16 protein-coding genes are annotated in these 15,357 nt (G+C 71.5%); 9 read left to right on the top strand and 7 right to left on the bottom strand.

Going from position 1 to position 15,357, the window contains the following annotated elements:
• Positions 1-119 precede the first annotated feature (119 nt).
• Positions 120-386 carry a DUF397 domain-containing protein gene (locus tag ACTOWY_RS30190; RefSeq protein ID WP_441312993.1) on the top strand — a complete coding sequence of 89 codons (267 nt, stop codon included), beginning with the start codon at positions 120-122 and terminating at the stop codon, positions 384-386.
• Here ACTOWY_RS30190 and ACTOWY_RS30195 read toward each other — a convergent pair.
• Positions 374-976, bottom strand: a complete 603-nt coding sequence (locus tag ACTOWY_RS30195) for a TetR/AcrR family transcriptional regulator (RefSeq protein ID WP_441312994.1) — start codon at positions 974-976, stop codon at positions 374-376. The two genes, ACTOWY_RS30190 and ACTOWY_RS30195, sit on opposite strands and share 13 nt — an antisense overlap.
• A gap of 71 nt (positions 977-1,047) precedes the next feature.
• On the opposite strand from ACTOWY_RS30195, the gene ACTOWY_RS30200 reads away from it, so the two are divergent.
• The 6 genes from ACTOWY_RS30200 to ACTOWY_RS30225 all read left to right on the top strand — a co-directional run bounded on the left by ACTOWY_RS30200 (position 1,048) and on the right by ACTOWY_RS30225 (position 8,375).
• On the top strand, positions 1,048-1,476 hold the full coding sequence (locus ACTOWY_RS30200) for a nuclear transport factor 2 family protein (RefSeq protein WP_441312995.1): 429 nt from the start codon (positions 1,048-1,050) through the stop codon (positions 1,474-1,476).
• Positions 1,469-2,314, top strand: a complete 846-nt coding sequence (locus ACTOWY_RS30205; RefSeq protein WP_441312996.1) for an NAD(P)H-binding protein — start codon at positions 1,469-1,471, stop codon at positions 2,312-2,314. Before ACTOWY_RS30200 ends, ACTOWY_RS30205 begins: the two co-directional genes overlap by 8 nt.
• 179 nt (positions 2,315-2,493) lie before the next feature.
• Positions 2,494-4,650 carry a putative bifunctional diguanylate cyclase/phosphodiesterase gene (locus ACTOWY_RS30210; RefSeq protein WP_441312997.1) on the top strand — a complete coding sequence of 719 codons (2,157 nt, stop codon included), beginning with the start codon at positions 2,494-2,496 and terminating at the stop codon, positions 4,648-4,650.
• A gap of 277 nt (positions 4,651-4,927) precedes the next feature.
• Positions 4,928-6,334, top strand: coding sequence for a glycoside hydrolase family 28 protein (locus ACTOWY_RS30215; RefSeq protein WP_441312998.1), 1,407 nt, complete (start codon positions 4,928-4,930; stop codon positions 6,332-6,334).
• Between the two features lie 71 nt (positions 6,335-6,405).
• Positions 6,406-7,875: an AlkA N-terminal domain-containing protein gene (locus ACTOWY_RS30220; protein ID WP_441312999.1), complete on the top strand. Its 1,470-nt coding sequence runs from the start codon at positions 6,406-6,408 to the stop codon at positions 7,873-7,875.
• A gap of 8 nt (positions 7,876-7,883) precedes the next feature.
• Positions 7,884-8,375, top strand: coding sequence for a methylated-DNA--[protein]-cysteine S-methyltransferase (locus ACTOWY_RS30225; RefSeq protein ID WP_441313000.1), 492 nt, complete (start codon positions 7,884-7,886; stop codon positions 8,373-8,375).
• On the opposite strand, the gene ACTOWY_RS30230 is transcribed toward ACTOWY_RS30225, so the two are convergent.
• The 4 genes from ACTOWY_RS30230 to ACTOWY_RS30245 form a co-directional block, all read right to left on the bottom strand.
• Entirely contained in the window at positions 8,293-9,105 is an 813-nt protein-coding gene (locus tag ACTOWY_RS30230; protein WP_441313001.1) for an ESX secretion-associated protein EspG, read from the bottom strand. The genes ACTOWY_RS30225 and ACTOWY_RS30230 overlap by 83 nt on opposite strands.
• Entirely contained in the window at positions 9,102-10,121 is a 1,020-nt protein-coding gene (locus tag ACTOWY_RS30235) for a PPE domain-containing protein (RefSeq protein WP_441313002.1), read from the bottom strand. Before ACTOWY_RS30235 ends, ACTOWY_RS30230 begins: the two co-directional genes overlap by 4 nt.
• 16 nt (positions 10,122-10,137) lie before the next feature.
• Complete coding sequence (locus ACTOWY_RS30240) at positions 10,138-10,482, bottom strand: hypothetical protein (RefSeq protein ID WP_441313003.1); 345 nt, start codon at positions 10,480-10,482, stop codon at positions 10,138-10,140.
• Positions 10,483-10,679: 197 nt separating this feature from the next.
• Positions 10,680-11,249 (bottom strand): TetR/AcrR family transcriptional regulator, encoded by a 570-nt coding sequence (locus ACTOWY_RS30245; protein ID WP_441313004.1) that lies wholly within the window; start codon positions 11,247-11,249, stop codon positions 10,680-10,682.
• A 93-nt stretch (positions 11,250-11,342) separates the two neighbouring features.
• On the opposite strand from ACTOWY_RS30245, the gene ACTOWY_RS30250 reads away from it, so the two are divergent.
• Positions 11,343-11,954, top strand: coding sequence for a TetR/AcrR family transcriptional regulator (locus ACTOWY_RS30250; protein WP_441313005.1), 612 nt, complete (start codon positions 11,343-11,345; stop codon positions 11,952-11,954).
• Here the strand turns inward: ACTOWY_RS30250 and ACTOWY_RS30255 are convergent.
• Positions 11,908-12,492: a TetR/AcrR family transcriptional regulator gene (locus ACTOWY_RS30255; RefSeq protein WP_441313006.1), complete on the bottom strand. Its 585-nt coding sequence runs from the start codon at positions 12,490-12,492 to the stop codon at positions 11,908-11,910. The two genes, ACTOWY_RS30250 and ACTOWY_RS30255, sit on opposite strands and share 47 nt — an antisense overlap.
• A gap of 121 nt (positions 12,493-12,613) precedes the next feature.
• Here ACTOWY_RS30255 and ACTOWY_RS30260 point away from each other — a divergent pair, with 121 nt between their 5' ends.
• On the top strand, positions 12,614-14,368 hold the full coding sequence (locus ACTOWY_RS30260) for an ABC transporter ATP-binding protein (protein ID WP_441313007.1): 1,755 nt from the start codon (positions 12,614-12,616) through the stop codon (positions 14,366-14,368).
• 4 nt (positions 14,369-14,372) lie between these two features.
• Here ACTOWY_RS30260 and ACTOWY_RS30265 read toward each other — a convergent pair whose 3' ends face one another.
• Positions 14,373-15,236, bottom strand: a complete 864-nt coding sequence (locus ACTOWY_RS30265; protein ID WP_441313008.1) for an oxidoreductase — start codon at positions 15,234-15,236, stop codon at positions 14,373-14,375.
• Between the last annotated feature and the right edge of the window lie 121 nt (positions 15,237-15,357).

The following is a 15,357-nucleotide window of genomic DNA, read 5'->3' on the forward strand; positions in this document are numbered from 1 at the left end:
GCCCACGGTTGGCATGGTTTCTCCCTCGATCGGCGGTAGGGGGCTTGGTGCGGAGTGATTACCATCGGAAACGGTGATCGGGTCCGGACCTGCTGTCCGCGATCGTTCGAGGGGGCAGAGTGGATCTGCGAGCATCAGCACTGGTTGTCGAGGTTGATCCTGCCGGCCTGGTCTGGGTAAAAAGTTCGCAGAGTGGAGATGGCGGGGGCGGTTGTGTCGAGATGGCCGCCGAAGGCGACACCGTCCACGTGCGTACCTCGCGAAACCGCGGTGGCGCCCGGCTGACCTTCTCCGCTGACAACTGGTCCTCGTTCTTGGGCGGCGTGGTGTCCGGGCGGATCCCAGGGTGCGATCGGGGTGGGGTCCGACCGGGTCAGGCGCGCTGACTCGCACCCAGGCCGCGCAGCAGGAACTCGACCACCGAGTCCAGGTAGTCCTCCTCCTGTGGCGCCCGTCGCGCCACCAGTCGCCAGAACACCGGCGCCGCGATCAGGTCCAGGGCCAGCTCCAGATCGGTGTCCGCGGGTAGTTCGCCGCGTTCGATCGCCCGGTGCAGCACCACCGCGCCCCTGGCCCGCCTGGGTTCGCCGAGCAGTTCGGCCATGGCCGCGCCCAGTTCCGGGCGGCGGGCCGATTCGGCGATCAGGTCCGGCACGATCCGGGCGAAGCGCGGGTGGGTCAGCCAGTCCCGGACCGCGCTCAGCGCGGCCAGCAGGTCACCGCGCAGCGAGCCGGTGTCCGGGGCGGCGGCCATCGGCACGCTCAGCTCGGCGACCACCGCCAGCACCATGTCCTGTTTGGTGGGCCAGCGCCGGTACAGCGCGCTCTTGCCCACCCCGGCGCGCTTGGCCACCGCCTCCATGGACAGCCGGCCGTAACCGGCCTCGGCCAGCTCGTCCAGGGCTGCCTCGGTGATCGCGGCGGTGACCTGGGGCTGGAGCACGGCGGCGCCGGTGGGGGTACGACGGGAGGTCATGGACGGAACGGTACCGTCCCGGCTATATTGACGTCGGGACGGTACCGTTCCGTCCGATGTGAGGAGCGAGCATGCGAACACCACGGCAGACCTTCGACCACGCGCTGGAGTTGTTGCTGGCCAAGGACATGGCCGCCTTCGCCGACCTGTGGGCGACGGCCGGGATCATGGAGTTCCCGTTCGCCGCGCCGGGCGGGCCCAGCCGGATCGAGGGGCGGGAGGCGGTGCGGGAGTACCTGCGGAGTTACCCGGAGATCGTGGACATCCGGGAGTTCCCGAGTGTGCGGGTGCACGAGACGACCGACCCGGAGGTGCTTGTGGCCGAGTTCGAGGCGACCGGGTTCGTGGTGGCCAGTGGCGCGCCCTACCGGCTCGGCTACGTCGCGGTGCTGACCATCCGCGACGGCGAGATCCACACCTACCGCGACTACTGGAGCCCGGCCGCGGTGGCCGGACTGCTCGACGGTGCGGTGACCCTGCCGGGGAGCGCGCGTGGCTGAGCCGATCCTGGTCACCGGCGCCACCGGGACCACCGGCGGCAGGCTGGTCCGGCGGCTGCTCGCGGCCGGGCAGGAGGTGCGCGCGGCCAGCCGGAATCCCAGTGCCGCCAACCAGGTTCGCTTCGACTGGGCCGATCCGGGCACGCACGCCGCCGCGGTCGCGGGCGTGCGGCGGATGTACCTGGTCGCGCCGCCGGGGGTGGCCGAGCCGCTGCCGCTGGTGACGGAGTTCCTGCGCACCGCGCGGGCCGCGGGGCTGCGACGAGTGGTGCTGCTCAGCTCCTCCGCGGTGCCCGAGGGCGCGCCGGCGCTGGGGCGGCTGCACGCACTGGTGCGCCGCGAGTGTCCAGAGTGGACAGTGCTGCGGCCGTCCTGGTTCATGCAGAACTTTCTCGGCGATCACCCACTTGCCGTGGGGTTGCGCGAAAGGGGTGAACTGGTCAGCGCGACCGGCGCCGGGCGGGTGGCCTTCATCGACGCCGGGGACATCGCCGCGGTGGCCGAGCACGCGCTGCTGGCCGAGCAGGCGCTGAACACCGAACTGGTGCTCACCGGGCCGGCGGCGCTCAGCTACGCCGACGCGGCCGCGATCTGGACCGAACTCGGCGTGCCCGCCCGGCACCACGCGGTCTCGGTGACCGAACTCACCCAGCGTCACATCGCCGCTGGTTACCCGCCGGACTTCGCCGCCCTGCTGGCCGGGCTGGACGAGGGCATCCGGCAGGGCGCGGAGGACCGGGTCACCGACACCGTGCGGCGGCTGACCGGACGGCCGCCCTGCTCCCTTCGCGCGGTGCTGCTGGGCGCGTTGGCCGGGCAGGTACCGGCAAACGGGTGACGGGGAGTGGCAAAAAGCTTGCGCACGGTAATAGTTGCCGGATGCGAAGCCAGCCGATCAGGAACGGACCGTAGCTAGCCGACTCCGGGCTGCCGTCGGTAGGCTTCCCAGTCGCCGTGCCTTGCACTCCCGACGTGCACGTGGACACCCCGACTACCGCGTACAACAGGCCAGCAACCATGACACTGCCACTCCCGGAAGACCTCCCGGCGCCGCGGCGCCCGGTGTCAGCTCATCAGGGCGGCTCCCCGGCCGATAATCCTCGTGAGCGGGAGAAACTTGCCAGGAAGTGGGCGTACCTGGTCAGCACCACCGCCTACATCCCGCTCTCCCATCCCGAGGTGGAGCAGCGGCTGCAGGCGCTGGTGGACATCCTGGTCGGCACCGTGCGGGCCGAGCCCTTCGTCGCCGCGCCGGCCGCACCGGTCGGCGCGGAGCTGGTCGCGCTCAACTGCGTCGGGCCGGAGAGCCTGGAGCGCAGTGTCGACGTGCTCGGCCGGGCCCTGCTCGCGCTGCCCAGCCTGCGCCGGGTCAACAAGCTCACCGACCGCGTGGTGATGGTGCTGGCCGCGCTCACCTCGGGGTACCTGGAGGCGTTCCGCGCCTTCATCTTCCAGCAGCAGGAGGCGCTGAACCGGGCGCTGTTCAAGGCGGCCAACGACGCCGAGCGGCAGCGCAAGGACAGCGACGCCCGGCTGGAGGAGGTCTTCCGCTGCTCGGCCAGCGGCATCGCCATCACCGACCTGGACGGCGCCTTCCTCAAGACCAACACCGCCGTGCACGAGCTGCTGGGCTACACCGCGGCGGAACTCACCGAGCTGACCCTGTTCGACCTGGTCGCGCCGGATGAGCGGGCCTCGCTGCGCAACGCCTGCGCCGACCTGCGCGCCGGCCGGGTGGACCGGCTCCGGCAGCAGCGGAAACGCATGCTGCACAAGGAGGAAGAGCCGCTGTGGGCGCTGCTGAGCGTCTCGCTGCAGCCCAGTGAGGGCCAGGAGCCGGGCAGGCTGGTCACCGTGATCGCGGACGACACCCAGGTCACCGCGCTGCAGCAGACGCTGAACCGGCAGTCGCTGCACGACATGGTGACCACGCTGCCCAACCGCCAGTACTTCAGCACCGCGGCCGAGACCATGCTGCGCCGGGCCGACCCGGCCACCGGCGTCACCCTGTACCACCTCGACCTGGACGCCTTCGCCGCGATCAACAACGGCTACGGCGCCGAGGTCGGCGACCGGCTGCTGCGGATCGTGGCCGATCGGCTGCTCACCATCTTCGAGGGCGAGGAGACGATCATCGCCCGCCTCGGCGGCGACGAGTTCGCGGTGCTGGTGCGCAACTCGGCGAACACCCCGAAGGTGCTCACCATGGTGCGCCGGATCGACGAGGAGCTGTCCGAACCTGTCTACCTCAACGACACCACCGGCGTCGCCGTCTCGGCCACCATCGGCGTGGTGCACCAGCCGCGCCCCGGCATCAGCGCGATCGAGGTGATGCGCACGGCGGACCTGACCCTGCGCCGGGTCAAGCGCACCGGCCACCGCCAGTGGGCCATGTTCGACCAGGGCAAGGACTGCGCCGACCGGGACGACTTCCGCATCGCAGGTGCGATGGCGGGCGCCTGGGAGAACGGCGAGGTCCAGCTCCGCCACCGCCCCGTGGTCCGCCTGGCCGACCAGGAACTACTCGGCCTGGAAGCCCTGCTGCACTGGGACAGCCCCGAATTCGGCCCGCTCGACCACGACCGCTGCCGGGCCCTGGCCGAGTCCACCGGCCTGATCGTGCCGCTGGGTTCCTGGCTGCTGCAGGCCGCCGCCGAACGCAACCGCCGCCGGGTGCAGCGCTCCGGCCGGGAACAACCCCTGCTGCTCAGCCTCACCCCGACCCAGGTCGTCGAACCCGACTTCACCTGCGTGGTGCAGCAGGTGGTCAACGACACCGGCCTGCCCAGCGAACAACTCCGCCTCGGCATCCCGGTCGCCGCCCTGGCCTCACCCATGGCCGTGGACAACCTCACCGACCTGGCCGAGTCCGGCGTCCGCATCACCCTGGACGACTTCGGCTCGGCCACCGGCGAGATCGAATACCTGGAGGACCTGCCCGTCAGCGCGGTCCGGGTGTCCCGCTCCCTGGTCGCCCGCCAGGCGGCCCAGCCCGCCTCGCTGACCAGCAAGGCCCTGCGCGAACTGGTCGCCACCGCCCAGCTGGCCGGCGCCACCGTGCTGGTCGACGGCGTGCACACGCAAACCCAGGCGGACTGGTGGCGCGCGGTCGGCGCCGAATCGGCCACCGGCGACCTCTTCACCGCCGACCTGGCCGCCGACCCCACGGACTGAGCACCCAGCCTCGCCCGAGCCGAGCCGAGCCGAGCCGAGCCGAGCCGAGCCCGCCCTGCCCCGCGCCCGCCCCCTGCGCCGCGTCCTCGCCCGCCGCCCCTCGCCGCGCTGTACCCCGCCTTGCCCCGCGCCCCGCGCCCCTGCCTCGCCGCGCCGCGCCCCGCCGCGCGAACCCGCCCCAACTCCGCCGATCGGCTCTGGCCGCCTCGACCGAAAACGTTTACGGTCAACCACGCCGCCCGCCCCACCCCCTTCGTTCGACGCGGAAGAAGGAGCCATGGAAGGCAGGATCAACCGCCGGACGCTGATCACCGGCCTCACCGCCGCCGCGGCCGCCCCACTGCTCGTCCCGGCCGCAGCCCAGGCGACCGGCAGCCCGGTGCCCGACGCGCCCTACCTCGCCCGGCCCGCCGTGCCCACGCTGCCATGGCCGGAGGCGAACAAGATCGTCGCCGAGACCACCCTGCCCAGCTTCCCGGACCGCCTGTTCAAGGCAGCCGACTACGGTGCCAAGGGCGACGGCAAAACCGACAACACCGAGGCGTTCGCCAAGGCCATCGACGCCTGCACCAAGGCCGGCGGCGGGCACGTCACGGTGGTCAAGGGCAGCTACGTCACCGGCGCGATCCGGTTGCGCAGCAACGTGCACCTGCACCTGGAGACCGGGGTGGTGCTCAAGTTCAGCGGTGACGGCGCCAAGTTCCCCACCGTGCTCACCCGGTACGAGGGCATCGAGTGCATGAACCGGTCGCCGATGATCTACGCCTACGGCGAGAAGAACATCGCGATCACCGGCAAGGCCACCCTGGACGCGGGCGGCACCTCGCCGTGGAACAAGGGCAACGACCGGGCCTACCTGGAATCGCTGGTGGCCAAGGGAACCGCGCCGGAGAAGCGGATCGTGCCCGGCTCCGGCCACACGATGCGCTCGACCTTCATCGAGCCGTACAAGTGCGAGAACGTGCTCATCCAGGGCATCACGCTGAAGAACCCCAAGTTCTGGCAGATCCACCCCACGCTGTGCCGCAACGTCACCATCGACGGCGTCAGCACCGACCCGAGCACCGCGGCCAGCAACACCGACGGCGTCGACCCGGAGTCCTGCGACCACGTGGTGATCGTCAACTGCGATCTGGGCGCGCACGACGACAACATCGCGATCAAGTCCGGCCGGGACGCCGACGGCCGCCGGATCAACGTGCCGTGTCAGAACATCGTGGTCGCCGACTGCCGGATGAACGGCAACTGGGGTGCCATCACCTGCGGCAGCGAGCAGACCGGCGGCATCCGCAACGTCTACGCCTACCGGCTCACCGTGGTGGGGGAGACCAAGTTCGCGCTCTACGTCAAGTCCAACACCAAGCGCGGCGGCTTCTCCACCAACATCAACCTGGATTCGGTCACCGGCACCTACGTCCGCTCGGTGGTGTACGTGAACTCCACCTACAACAACCAGACCGGCACCACGCCGCCCAGGTTCGGCCCGTTCCGGCTGACCAACTGCGGCAGCACCAAGGCCGCTTCGGTGCTCAACGTGGCCGGCCTGGCCGAATCGCACGTCAACGGCCTTGAGCTGATCGACTGCAAGTTCACCGGCGTGGCCGGCACCGGCAACACCATCAAGTACGTCGACGGCCTCAAACTCACCGGCAGCACGGTCAACGGCAAACCCATGCAACCCTGAGCTGACCCCTGGCCGACGTGGATGTCGGATTCCTGCTAGCAACCACGTCGGCCAGGGTCGATGCTGTACCCGTGCACGAGGACTTCGAGCGGTGCCTGCGGGCGGTCCAGGCCAAGGACGAGCGGTTCGACGGCTGGTTCTTCACCGCGGTCCGCACCACTGGCATCTACTGCAGGCCAAGCTGCCCGGTCCGCCCGCCCAAGGCACGCAACATGGTCTTCCTCCCCAGCGCGGCAGCGGCCCAGCAGGCCGGTTACCGCGCCTGCAAGCGCTGCCGCCCGGACGCCAGTCCCGGCTCGCCGGAGTGGAACCACCGCGCCGACGCGGTCGCCAGGGCCATGCGGCTGATCGCCGAGGGCGTGGTGGACCGCGAGGGCGTGCCAGGACTGGCCGCCCGGCTCGGCTACAGCACCCGCCAGGTCGAACGCCAGCTCAACGCCGAACTCGGCGCCGGCCCCCTCGCGCTGGCCAGGGCGCAGCGCGCGCAGACCGCCCGGCTGCTCATCGAGACCAGCGCGCTGACCATGACCGACATCGCGCTGGCCGCCGGATTCGGCAGCGTGCGCACCTTCAACGACACCGTGCGCGAGGTCTTCGCGCTCTCGCCCAGCGAACTGCGTGCCAGGGCAGGCCGCGGCATCCCGGCCGCGACCACCGGCGCGCTGCTGCTGCGGCTGCCCTTCCGCAAACCGCTGTGCCCGGACAACCTGTTCGGCCACCTCGCCGCCACCGCCGTGCCCGGCGTGGAGGAGTGGCGGGACGGCGCCTACCGCCGCACCCTGCGGCTGCCGCACGGCCACGGCATCGCCGAACTCTGGCCGCTGCCCGACCACATCGGCTGCCGGCTGTCCCTGACCGACGTCCGCGATCTGCCGGTGGCGATCAGCCGCTGCCGGGTGCTGCTCGACCTGGACGCCGACCCGGCCGTGGTGGACGAGCAGCTGCGTGCCGACCCGGTGCTCAAACCCTTGCTGGAGAAGAATCCCGGTCGCCGGGTGCCACGCACCGTGGATCCGGCCGAGTTCGCCGTGCGCGCCGTGCTCGGTCAGCAGGTCTCCACCGCGGCCGCCCGCACACACGCCGCCCGCCTGGTCGCCGCGCACGGCGAACCCATCGAGGACCCTTGCGGCGGCCTCACCCACCTGTTCCCCACGCCACAGGCGCTGGCCCAGCTCGATCCCGCGAGCCTGGCCATGCCCGAGTCCCGCCGCCGCACCCTGCTCGCCCTGGTGCACGCGCTGGCCGCCGACGATCTCGATCTCGGCCCCGGCAGCGACTGGATCGCCGCCCGCGCCCGGCTCGCCGAGCTACCCGGTTTCGGCCCGTGGACGGTGGAAACCGTGGCCATGCGCGCCCTCGGCGACCCGGACGCCTTCATCCCCACCGATCTCGGCATCCGCCTGGCCGCGGAGAACCTCGGCCTGCCCAGCACCCCAGCCGCCCTCACCCGGCACGCCGGTCTCTGGCGACCCTGGCGCGCCTACGCCGTCCAGCACCTCTGGGCCACCGGCGACCACCCGATCAACCTGCTGCCCGCATAAGGAAAGCCATGCGCACCAACACCATCATCGACAGCCCCTACGGCCCGCTCACCCTGGTCGCCCAGGACGGCGCGCTGGCCGGCATCTACATGGACCGGCAACGTCACCTGCCACCGCAGGAGAGCTTCGGCGAACCCGACCCGGCCGCGTTCGGCCCGGTGATCGACCAGCTCACCCGGTACTTCGCCGGCGAGTTGCGCCACTTCGACCTGCCGATGTCCTTGCAGGGCACCGATTTCCAGCGCTCGGTGTGGGAACTCCTGCTGGAGATCCCCTACGGCGAGACCGCCACCTACGGCGAACTCGCGCAGCGGCTCGGCAACCCCTCGGCGGCCCGCGCGGTCGGCCTGGCCAACGGCAAGAACCCGATCAGCATCATCGTGCCCTGCCACCGGGTGATCGGCTCGACCGGCAACCTCACCGGATATGGGGGAGGACTGGCGAAGAAGCGGCAGCTGCTGGACTTCGAGCGAGGTCGAGATCAGCTGACAGCGTGGTGAGCTGGCCGTGCAGCCGCCGGGTGTCGGCCGGACTGACCGTGGTCCAGGCCGTGCCGTCGCTGGCCCGGTGCTCCTCCACCAGGTAGCGCCCGTAGCTGGTGTCGTGGAAGGCCACCACCCGCTCGGCCCGGCGCCGCCGCCCGGTGGCGTCCAGCCCGGCCACGCCGAACTGCCCGAAGTCCACCGGATCCCGGAACATCAGCGCCAGCGCGGCGGCCTGCGCCGACGGCACGCCGAACTCGACCAGCGCGGGCTCGAAGGCCTCCAGGTCACCCGAGGCCGCTGCCGCGCTCAACGCCGCCGACCGCACCGACACGCTTTCCCCCGGTCCCGCCGGGCGTTCGGGCAGCGGGGACAGGATCGCGTGCGCCAGCCCGGTCGGCTCCAGCACGGTGACCTGCCAGCGGACGCCGTCGGAGACCACCAGCGCGGCCTGCTCGCCCGCGCTGGCCGCCAGCGCGCGCACCGGCAGTTCCAGGAACAGCCGCGCGTCCAGCTCCCGCTCCGGCCGGGCCAGCATCCGCAGCAGCGCCACCAGTTCCGGGTGCACCCCGCCACGCAGCACCAGTCCGGCTGCGGCCAGTTCGGCCTCGGCCGCCTCGGTCTGCCCGGCCCGCTCGGTCGCGGTGTGCGCCTGCGGCGGCACCCGGATGACCAGCGGCTGCGGACCCAGTTCCAGCCGCCGCCACAGCAGGTCCACCGCCGCGACGGAAAGCGCGAACGCGGTCACAGCGCGGGGGAGGAGCCGATGACCGCCGGGGTGTCCTCCTCGGCCTCCGGCGAGGTGCGCGGCGCCGGGTGGTAGCCCAGCACCCCGTCGCGCAGCCCGAACCCGGCTTCCTCCGGCCTGGCATCGGCCCTTCGACGGTCCACAGTGGACTTCTCGACCCGTTGCTCCGGCACCGCCCGGACCATCGTGCCAGGCCGGGGCGGATTCTGTTGCTGCTGCCGGTGATCGTCGGCCGGATTGCCGTCGCCGACCGTCGACCAAACCTGTGATTTGTCCACAGTGGACGATCGAGGCGTCGGCTGCCGCTGATCGGCCAGCGGCGCCGGGGCCGGATCGGGAATGATCGTGTGCACCGGTGCGACCGGCTGGTGCGGATGCAGAGCCGGGTGGCCCGCCGCGCTCACCGACACCGAGGCGTTGAGCCCCAACGGATCCCGCACCGACAGCCCGGACAACAGCGAACCCGGCGCGACGATCGAGATGTCCAGCCGCGGCGGGTTCAGCAGCGGTGGCAGCTCTGCCAGCGCGGTGTCCACCCGCTCCTGGTAGACCTCCATCGCCCGCGCGGCCTCCGCGTGCGCGGCGTCCACCTGGACCTCCACCGGCTCGTAGTCGATCCGGTTGCCCACCAGCGCGGGCAGCCAGGCCACCGCGGTCACTGGCTTGGCCGGGAGGAACTGGGGCGGCGGCACGTGGTTGCGCGCGTCCGCGTAGGCGTCGGCGCACTCCTGGGTGGCCTCGGCCTCGGTCGTCATCGCCACCTTGGTGTCCGCGGCCCAGGCGGCCAGCGGGGCCAGTGCGTGTGCGGTGTGCGCCGCCGCCTCGCCCTGCCAGCCGGTGCGCAACTTGGCCAGCCGGGCGTGCAGGTTGTCGTCAACCTGGTGCAGCGCCTCGGCGAGCTTGCGGTAGGTGGTCACCGCGGGTTCGGTCGCGCCGACCCCGGGGCCGCTGTGGATGTCCAGGTAGATCTTGAGGTGCGGGACGGCCAGCCAGCAGCGTCCATGGGCGCCTCGCATGCCGGTCCTTCCCTTCTCAGACACGGAGATTCGCCGTGGCGGTGTCCTCGGCGGCGCGGTACTGCGCCGCGGCCGCGTCCAGCTGCTCGACCGCGTGGAACAGCTCGGCCAGGTACACCGTCAGCACCGCCAGCGCGGAGTCCTCCGACTGCACCCCGCGCCGGGTCTGTTCACCGGCCGCGTCCCGGCTCACCTCGTCGGAGGCCGCGGGCCAGCTCACCAGAGCGTGCTGGGCCTGCCGCAACAACGGAGCCAGTTCGTTGATCGCCTCGACGAAGGCGGCCCTGGTGGCCTCGATCTCCTCGGCGTCCACGAGCAGCCTGCCGGGGGCGAGCGGAACCGGGGCGGCGGTGGTGAACACGCGCCGACGCTAGATCACTCCGGGCTCCGCCGAAACTGGCAGATCCGTTGTCCAATAAGCGATGCCGGGCTCTGGATCACGGTGTCCGCAGGTCGGAAAGGCTGTGCGCGAACCGCTGTCCGCTATCCGGGCGCGGGAAATCACCTGTTCGGCCGCATGTGACGCAGACCGCCGGATTACCCGGCGAAAGTCGGTGGTCAGCAGTTCCCGGCCAGCACGCCGTCCACCATTCGGTCCACTGTGGACTGGATGTCCGCCGGCTGGTCAAGATATCCGCCGGACATGATGCCGTCCCGCACCAGCACCAGCGCGGTGGCCGCGTGCCCGGGGTCCGGGTGCCCGGCCTCGGTCAGCCTGCCCCGCAGCCCGTCGTGGAACCAGCCGCGATGCTCCCGGACCAGCATCCGCACCGGCGCCTGCGGATCCGGGTACTCGGCCGCGGCGTTGAGGAAGGCGCAGCCGCGGAAACCGGGGCCACAACTGGCCTGGGCGAACGCGCCGAGCATGATGTGCAGCGCCGTCACCGGGTCCTGACCGGCCACCGCCGCCGCCACCCCGCCGCGGATCTCCTCGTGCTTGCCGCGCAGGTAGGCCACCACCAGGTCCTCCTTGGTGGGGAAGTGCCGGTAGAAGGTGGCCCTGGTCACCGATGCCTCCTTGACCAGCCGGTCCACCCCGATGGCCTGGATGCCCTCGGCGTAGAACAACTCCGAAGCGGTGGCCAGCAGTCGCTCCCTGGGCTCGGAAACCTTCACCTCGGTGCTCATGCCGCCATCGTACAGAACGTTCGTTCTTGTTGGAAGGTGACGTTCCCGGCGCGATCCGGCGGCGCCGGCCGGCGCGCGGACTAGCATCGGGGCATGCCCCGGCCGCGCAGCTTCGACGAACGAGAGGTGCTGACCGCGGTCTGCGCCCAGTTCGAGCGCGCGGGCTACGCGGCCACCTCGCTGGACGATCTGATGCAGGTCACCGGCCTCGGCAAAGGCAGTCTCTACGGAGCCTTCGGCGACAAGCGGCAGCTCTTCCTGCGCGCGCTGGAGATCAACCGCGAACGCCAGGTGGAGGCCCTGTGCGCGGGCCTGCGTGAGGGCAGCGGATCCATGCTGGAGCGCCTGCGCGCCCTGCTGGTCCGGATGGCCACCACGCCCAGCACCCAGGAGCGCTTCGGTTGCCTGCTGGTCAGCGGCGCGACCGAACTCGGCGGCGACGACCCGGAGGTGCTGGCCCGCACCCAGTCCACCTTCGCCGCGATCGAGGAGCTGGTGGCCCGCGCGCTGGCCACCGCGGTGACCGAGGGCGAACTGCATCCGGACACCGACACCTCGGCCCAGGCCAGGGTGCTGCTGGCCACCCTGCAGGGAGTGGAACTGCTGCGCCGCGGCGGTCTGAGCGAGCAGACCATCGGCGAGGTCGTCGGCGCCGCGGTCACGAACCTGCCTGGGCCAGCAACCCCCGCTCCAGTAGCCGGATGACCGACTCCGCGGCCTGATGCTTGCCCATCAGCCCCTCGCCGGTGGCCTCGATCCCGGCGAAGACGTTCCACCACAGCACCTTGTAGATCCACTCCGGACTGATCGACCGGTCCAGGTACCCCTCGGCCTGCGCGCGGGCGATCAGGCCGACCACCGGCTTGTCCGCCCGCTCGAAGGCCGCGTTCAGCCAGCCGTCCTCGCTGCGCTGCTGTCCCTCGCTGCACACCTGGATCAGCGCCGGGGTCAGCTCGAAGTAGGCGTGCACCGCCCGGCGCAGCGCTTCCGCGGCGGTGCCCTCGGCCAGTTTCGCCTCGGCCAGCGCGGTGCCCAGTCGCTCCACCGTCATCCGGAAGATCGCGGTCATCAGCTCGGAGCGTTCCGGGAAGTAGCGGTGCAGCGTGCTGCGCCCGACCTCGGCGGCATCGGCGATCTCGGCCATCGAGGCGGTGGACCGCTGCGCCAGCACGGTGACAGCCGCGTCCAGGATCGCCTTACGGGTCCGGCTCCGGCTGCCTGACTCCCGGGTGCTGCTCGTCATAAGGAACCAGTCTAGTACCACGTCCTCCCACTTAGGGGCTTTCCCTATAAATTATGGGACATGGGTGTCCCACGCTGGTACGTTGATGACCTGACCTGAACGAACAACTTGGGGCGCAGACATGTCAGAACCCGATTCGCCGCGCTGGCAGCACGCCCGCGTGCTGTGGCACTTCGTGCGGCCGCACCGCCGGACACTGTTATTGGGCCTGGTGCTGGGCCTGGGCACCACCGGGGCCACGCTGGCCACCCCACTGGTCACCAAGGGGGTGCTGGACGGTCTCGCCGTGTCCGCGCCGATCCTGCCCGCGGTCGTGCTGCTGGTCAGCCTGCTGCTGGTGGGCGCGGGACTGGGGCTGGCGCAGTGGATCCTGCTCGGCAGACTGGCCGAGCGGATCGTGCTGGACGCCCGCAGCACCATGGTGCACCGGCTGTTCCGGGTCCGGGTCGGCGAGCTGGCCAACCGCCCCAGCGGCGAACTGGTCACCAGGGTCACCTCGGACACGGTGCTGCTGCGTGAGGCGGCCACCGACAGCGTGGTCAACTTCGTCAACGGCGCGGTCGCGCTGGCCGGCGCGCTGATCCTGATGGGCGTGCTCGACTGGGTGCTGCTCACCGGCACCGTCATCGTGCTCATCGTGGTCGGCACCGTGGTGGCGATCCTGATGTCCCCGCTGGCCGACGCCCAGCGCAACGCCCAGGCCGCGGTCGGCAGGCTCGGCGGCGTGCTCGAAGGCGCGCTGCGGGCCATCCGCACGGTCAAGGCCAGCCGGGCCGAGGCCAGGGAGAGCACCCGGATCCTCACCGAGGCCAAGGAATCCGCGCGGCAGAGCGTGCGCGCGGTGCGGATCGAAGCGGTCGCCTGGACCACCGCGAGCTGGGGCATCCAGCTCGCCATCCTGCTGATCCTGGCCCTGGGCGCCTGGCGGGTCAGCTCCGGCGCGCTGCCGGTCTCCAGCCTGGTCGCCTTCCTGCTCTACGCCTTCCAGGTGATGGAGCCGGTATCCACGCTGACCCGGACCTTCACCCAGCTCCAGTCCGGCATCGCCGCCGCGGCCCGGATCAAGGAGATCGAGAACCTCTCCATCGAGCAGACCGAGCCGCTGGCCCGCGAGCCTGAGCCCGCCGCGCAGGCCCCCGTGCTCTCCTTCCGCGAGGTCACCGCCCGCTACGCCCCCGGCGCGCCCGCCGCGCTGGACGGCGTCAGCCTGGACATCCCACGCACCGGGCACACCGCCATCGTCGGCCCCTCCGGCTCCGGCAAGACCACGATGTTCTCCCTGATGCTGCGCTTCCTGCAGCCCGAACACGGTGAGCTGGCGCTGGACGGCACCGGCTACGAGCAGTGGTCGCTGGCCGAGGTCCGCAGGCGGATCGTCTACGTCGAACAGGACACCCCGCTGCTGCCCGGCACGCTCCGGGAGAACCTCCAGTACACCCACCCCGGCGCGACCGAGGCGGAGCTGTGGACCGCGCTGGAGGCGGTGCAGCTGGCCGAACGGGCCCGCACGCTGCCGGACGGCCTGGACACCGTGCTCTCCGGCTCCGTGGTCTCCGGCGGCGAGCGCCAGCGCATCGCCCTGGCCCGCGCCCTGGTCAGCGATCCGGAGATCCTGCTGCTGGACGAGGCCACCGCCCAGCTGGACGGGCTGACCGAGGCCGCGGTGCAGGACGTGATCGCCAGGGTGGCCCGCCACGGTGCGGTGGTCACCATCGCGCACCGGCTTTCCACCGTGCTCGACGCCGACCAGATCCTGTTGCTGGACAAGGGCAAACGGCGTGCCCTGGGCAACCACGCCCACCTCCTGGAAAACGACGAACTCTACCGGGACCTGGTGGCCGCGCTGCGGATCGCGCCGGTGACCAGCGCCGCCTGACCGGTCAGCCGCGGGGCAGCGGGGACCCCGCGGCCACGCCGGCGAAATCCGTGGACACGGCCAGGTCACGCAGGTCGGCCAGCTCCTGCGTGACCTCGGCCAGGTGCCCCTCGATATCGGCCACGCAGGAGCTGCCCAGCGGCAGCCTGGCCGGCAGCACCTCCCGGTCGGTGACGGCGAGGATGACCTGCACCGCCTTGACCGGATCGCCCTCCTGGGCGTGGTTGGTGTCATCGGCCCAGTTCCGCATGACTCCGCCGGATGCCGCGTAGTCCTCGATTACGGCAGCCGAGCGGACCAGCGAGCTGGAGTCCAGGAAATCGGTGCGGAACGGCCCCGGCTGCACCGAGGTGACCTGCACGCCCAGCGGCGCAAGCTCCAGCCGCAGCGCTTCGGAGATGCCCTCGACGGCGAACTTGGTCGCGCAGTAGGCGCCCCAGCCGGCCCAGCTCACCACGCCGCCGACCGAGCTGAGGTTGAGGATCTTGCCCGCGCGCTGGGCCCGGAACACCGGCAGCAGTGCGCGGGTGACCGCCAGCAGCCCGAAAACGTTGGTGTCGAAGACCGAACGCACCTCGGCGTCGCTCACCTCTTCCACCGTGCCGAGCAGCCCGCGCCCGGCGTTGTTGACCAGCACGTCGATCCGGCCGAACCGGGCCAGCCCGGCCGCGACCGCGTGCCGCGCCGCATCCTCGTCCGTGACGTCCAGCGGTACCGGCAGCAGCCGTTCGCCAAAGCCGGGCAGTGCCGAGGCGACCGCCGTTGTGTCGCGGGCGGTGGCGATCACCGAGTCACCGCGTTCCAGCGCCTGCCGGGCGATTTCCAGGCCGAAGCCCCGCGACGCGCCGGTGATGAACCACGTGGTCATGTGCTCTGCTCCCAAGGTCGTTGTCCTCTGCTGCGTCCTCTGCTGCCAACGACTCTGCCGACTTCGCCAGAGCCCAACCAGGGACCGCTTGTCCCAGGGACGGGCAGTCCCTGGGACTCCC

Source organism: Crossiella sp. CA198 (genome assembly GCF_052078295.1).
Taxonomy (GTDB): domain Bacteria; phylum Actinomycetota; class Actinomycetes; order Mycobacteriales; family Pseudonocardiaceae; genus Crossiella.

Bases quoted from the DNA above. Each gene is read 5' to 3' on its own strand.
- ACTOWY_RS30200 (WP_441312995.1), top strand. From the start codon at position 1,048: ATGCGAACACCACGGCAGACCTTCGACCACGCGCTGGAGTTGTTGCTG.
- ACTOWY_RS30260 (WP_441313007.1), top strand. From the start codon at position 12,614: ATGTCAGAACCCGATTCGCCGCGCTGGCAGCACGCCCGCGTGCTGTGG.
- ACTOWY_RS30225 (WP_441313000.1), top strand. From the start codon at position 7,884: ATGCGCACCAACACCATCATCGACAGCCCCTACGGCCCGCTCACCCTG.
- ACTOWY_RS30235 (WP_441313002.1), bottom strand. From the start codon at position 10,121: ATGCGAGGCGCCCATGGACGCTGCTGGCTGGCCGTCCCGCACCTCAAG.
- ACTOWY_RS30250 (WP_441313005.1), top strand. From the start codon at position 11,343: ATGCCCCGGCCGCGCAGCTTCGACGAACGAGAGGTGCTGACCGCGGTC.
- ACTOWY_RS30265 (WP_441313008.1), bottom strand. From the start codon at position 15,236: ATGACCACGTGGTTCATCACCGGCGCGTCGCGGGGCTTCGGCCTGGAA.
- ACTOWY_RS30195 (WP_441312994.1), bottom strand. From the start codon at position 976: ATGACCTCCCGTCGTACCCCCACCGGCGCCGCCGTGCTCCAGCCCCAG.
- ACTOWY_RS30215 (WP_441312998.1), top strand. From the start codon at position 4,928: ATGGAAGGCAGGATCAACCGCCGGACGCTGATCACCGGCCTCACCGCC.
- ACTOWY_RS30245 (WP_441313004.1), bottom strand. From the start codon at position 11,249: ATGAGCACCGAGGTGAAGGTTTCCGAGCCCAGGGAGCGACTGCTGGCC.
- ACTOWY_RS30255 (WP_441313006.1), bottom strand. From the start codon at position 12,492: ATGACGAGCAGCACCCGGGAGTCAGGCAGCCGGAGCCGGACCCGTAAG.
- ACTOWY_RS30210 (WP_441312997.1), top strand. From the start codon at position 2,494: ATGACACTGCCACTCCCGGAAGACCTCCCGGCGCCGCGGCGCCCGGTG.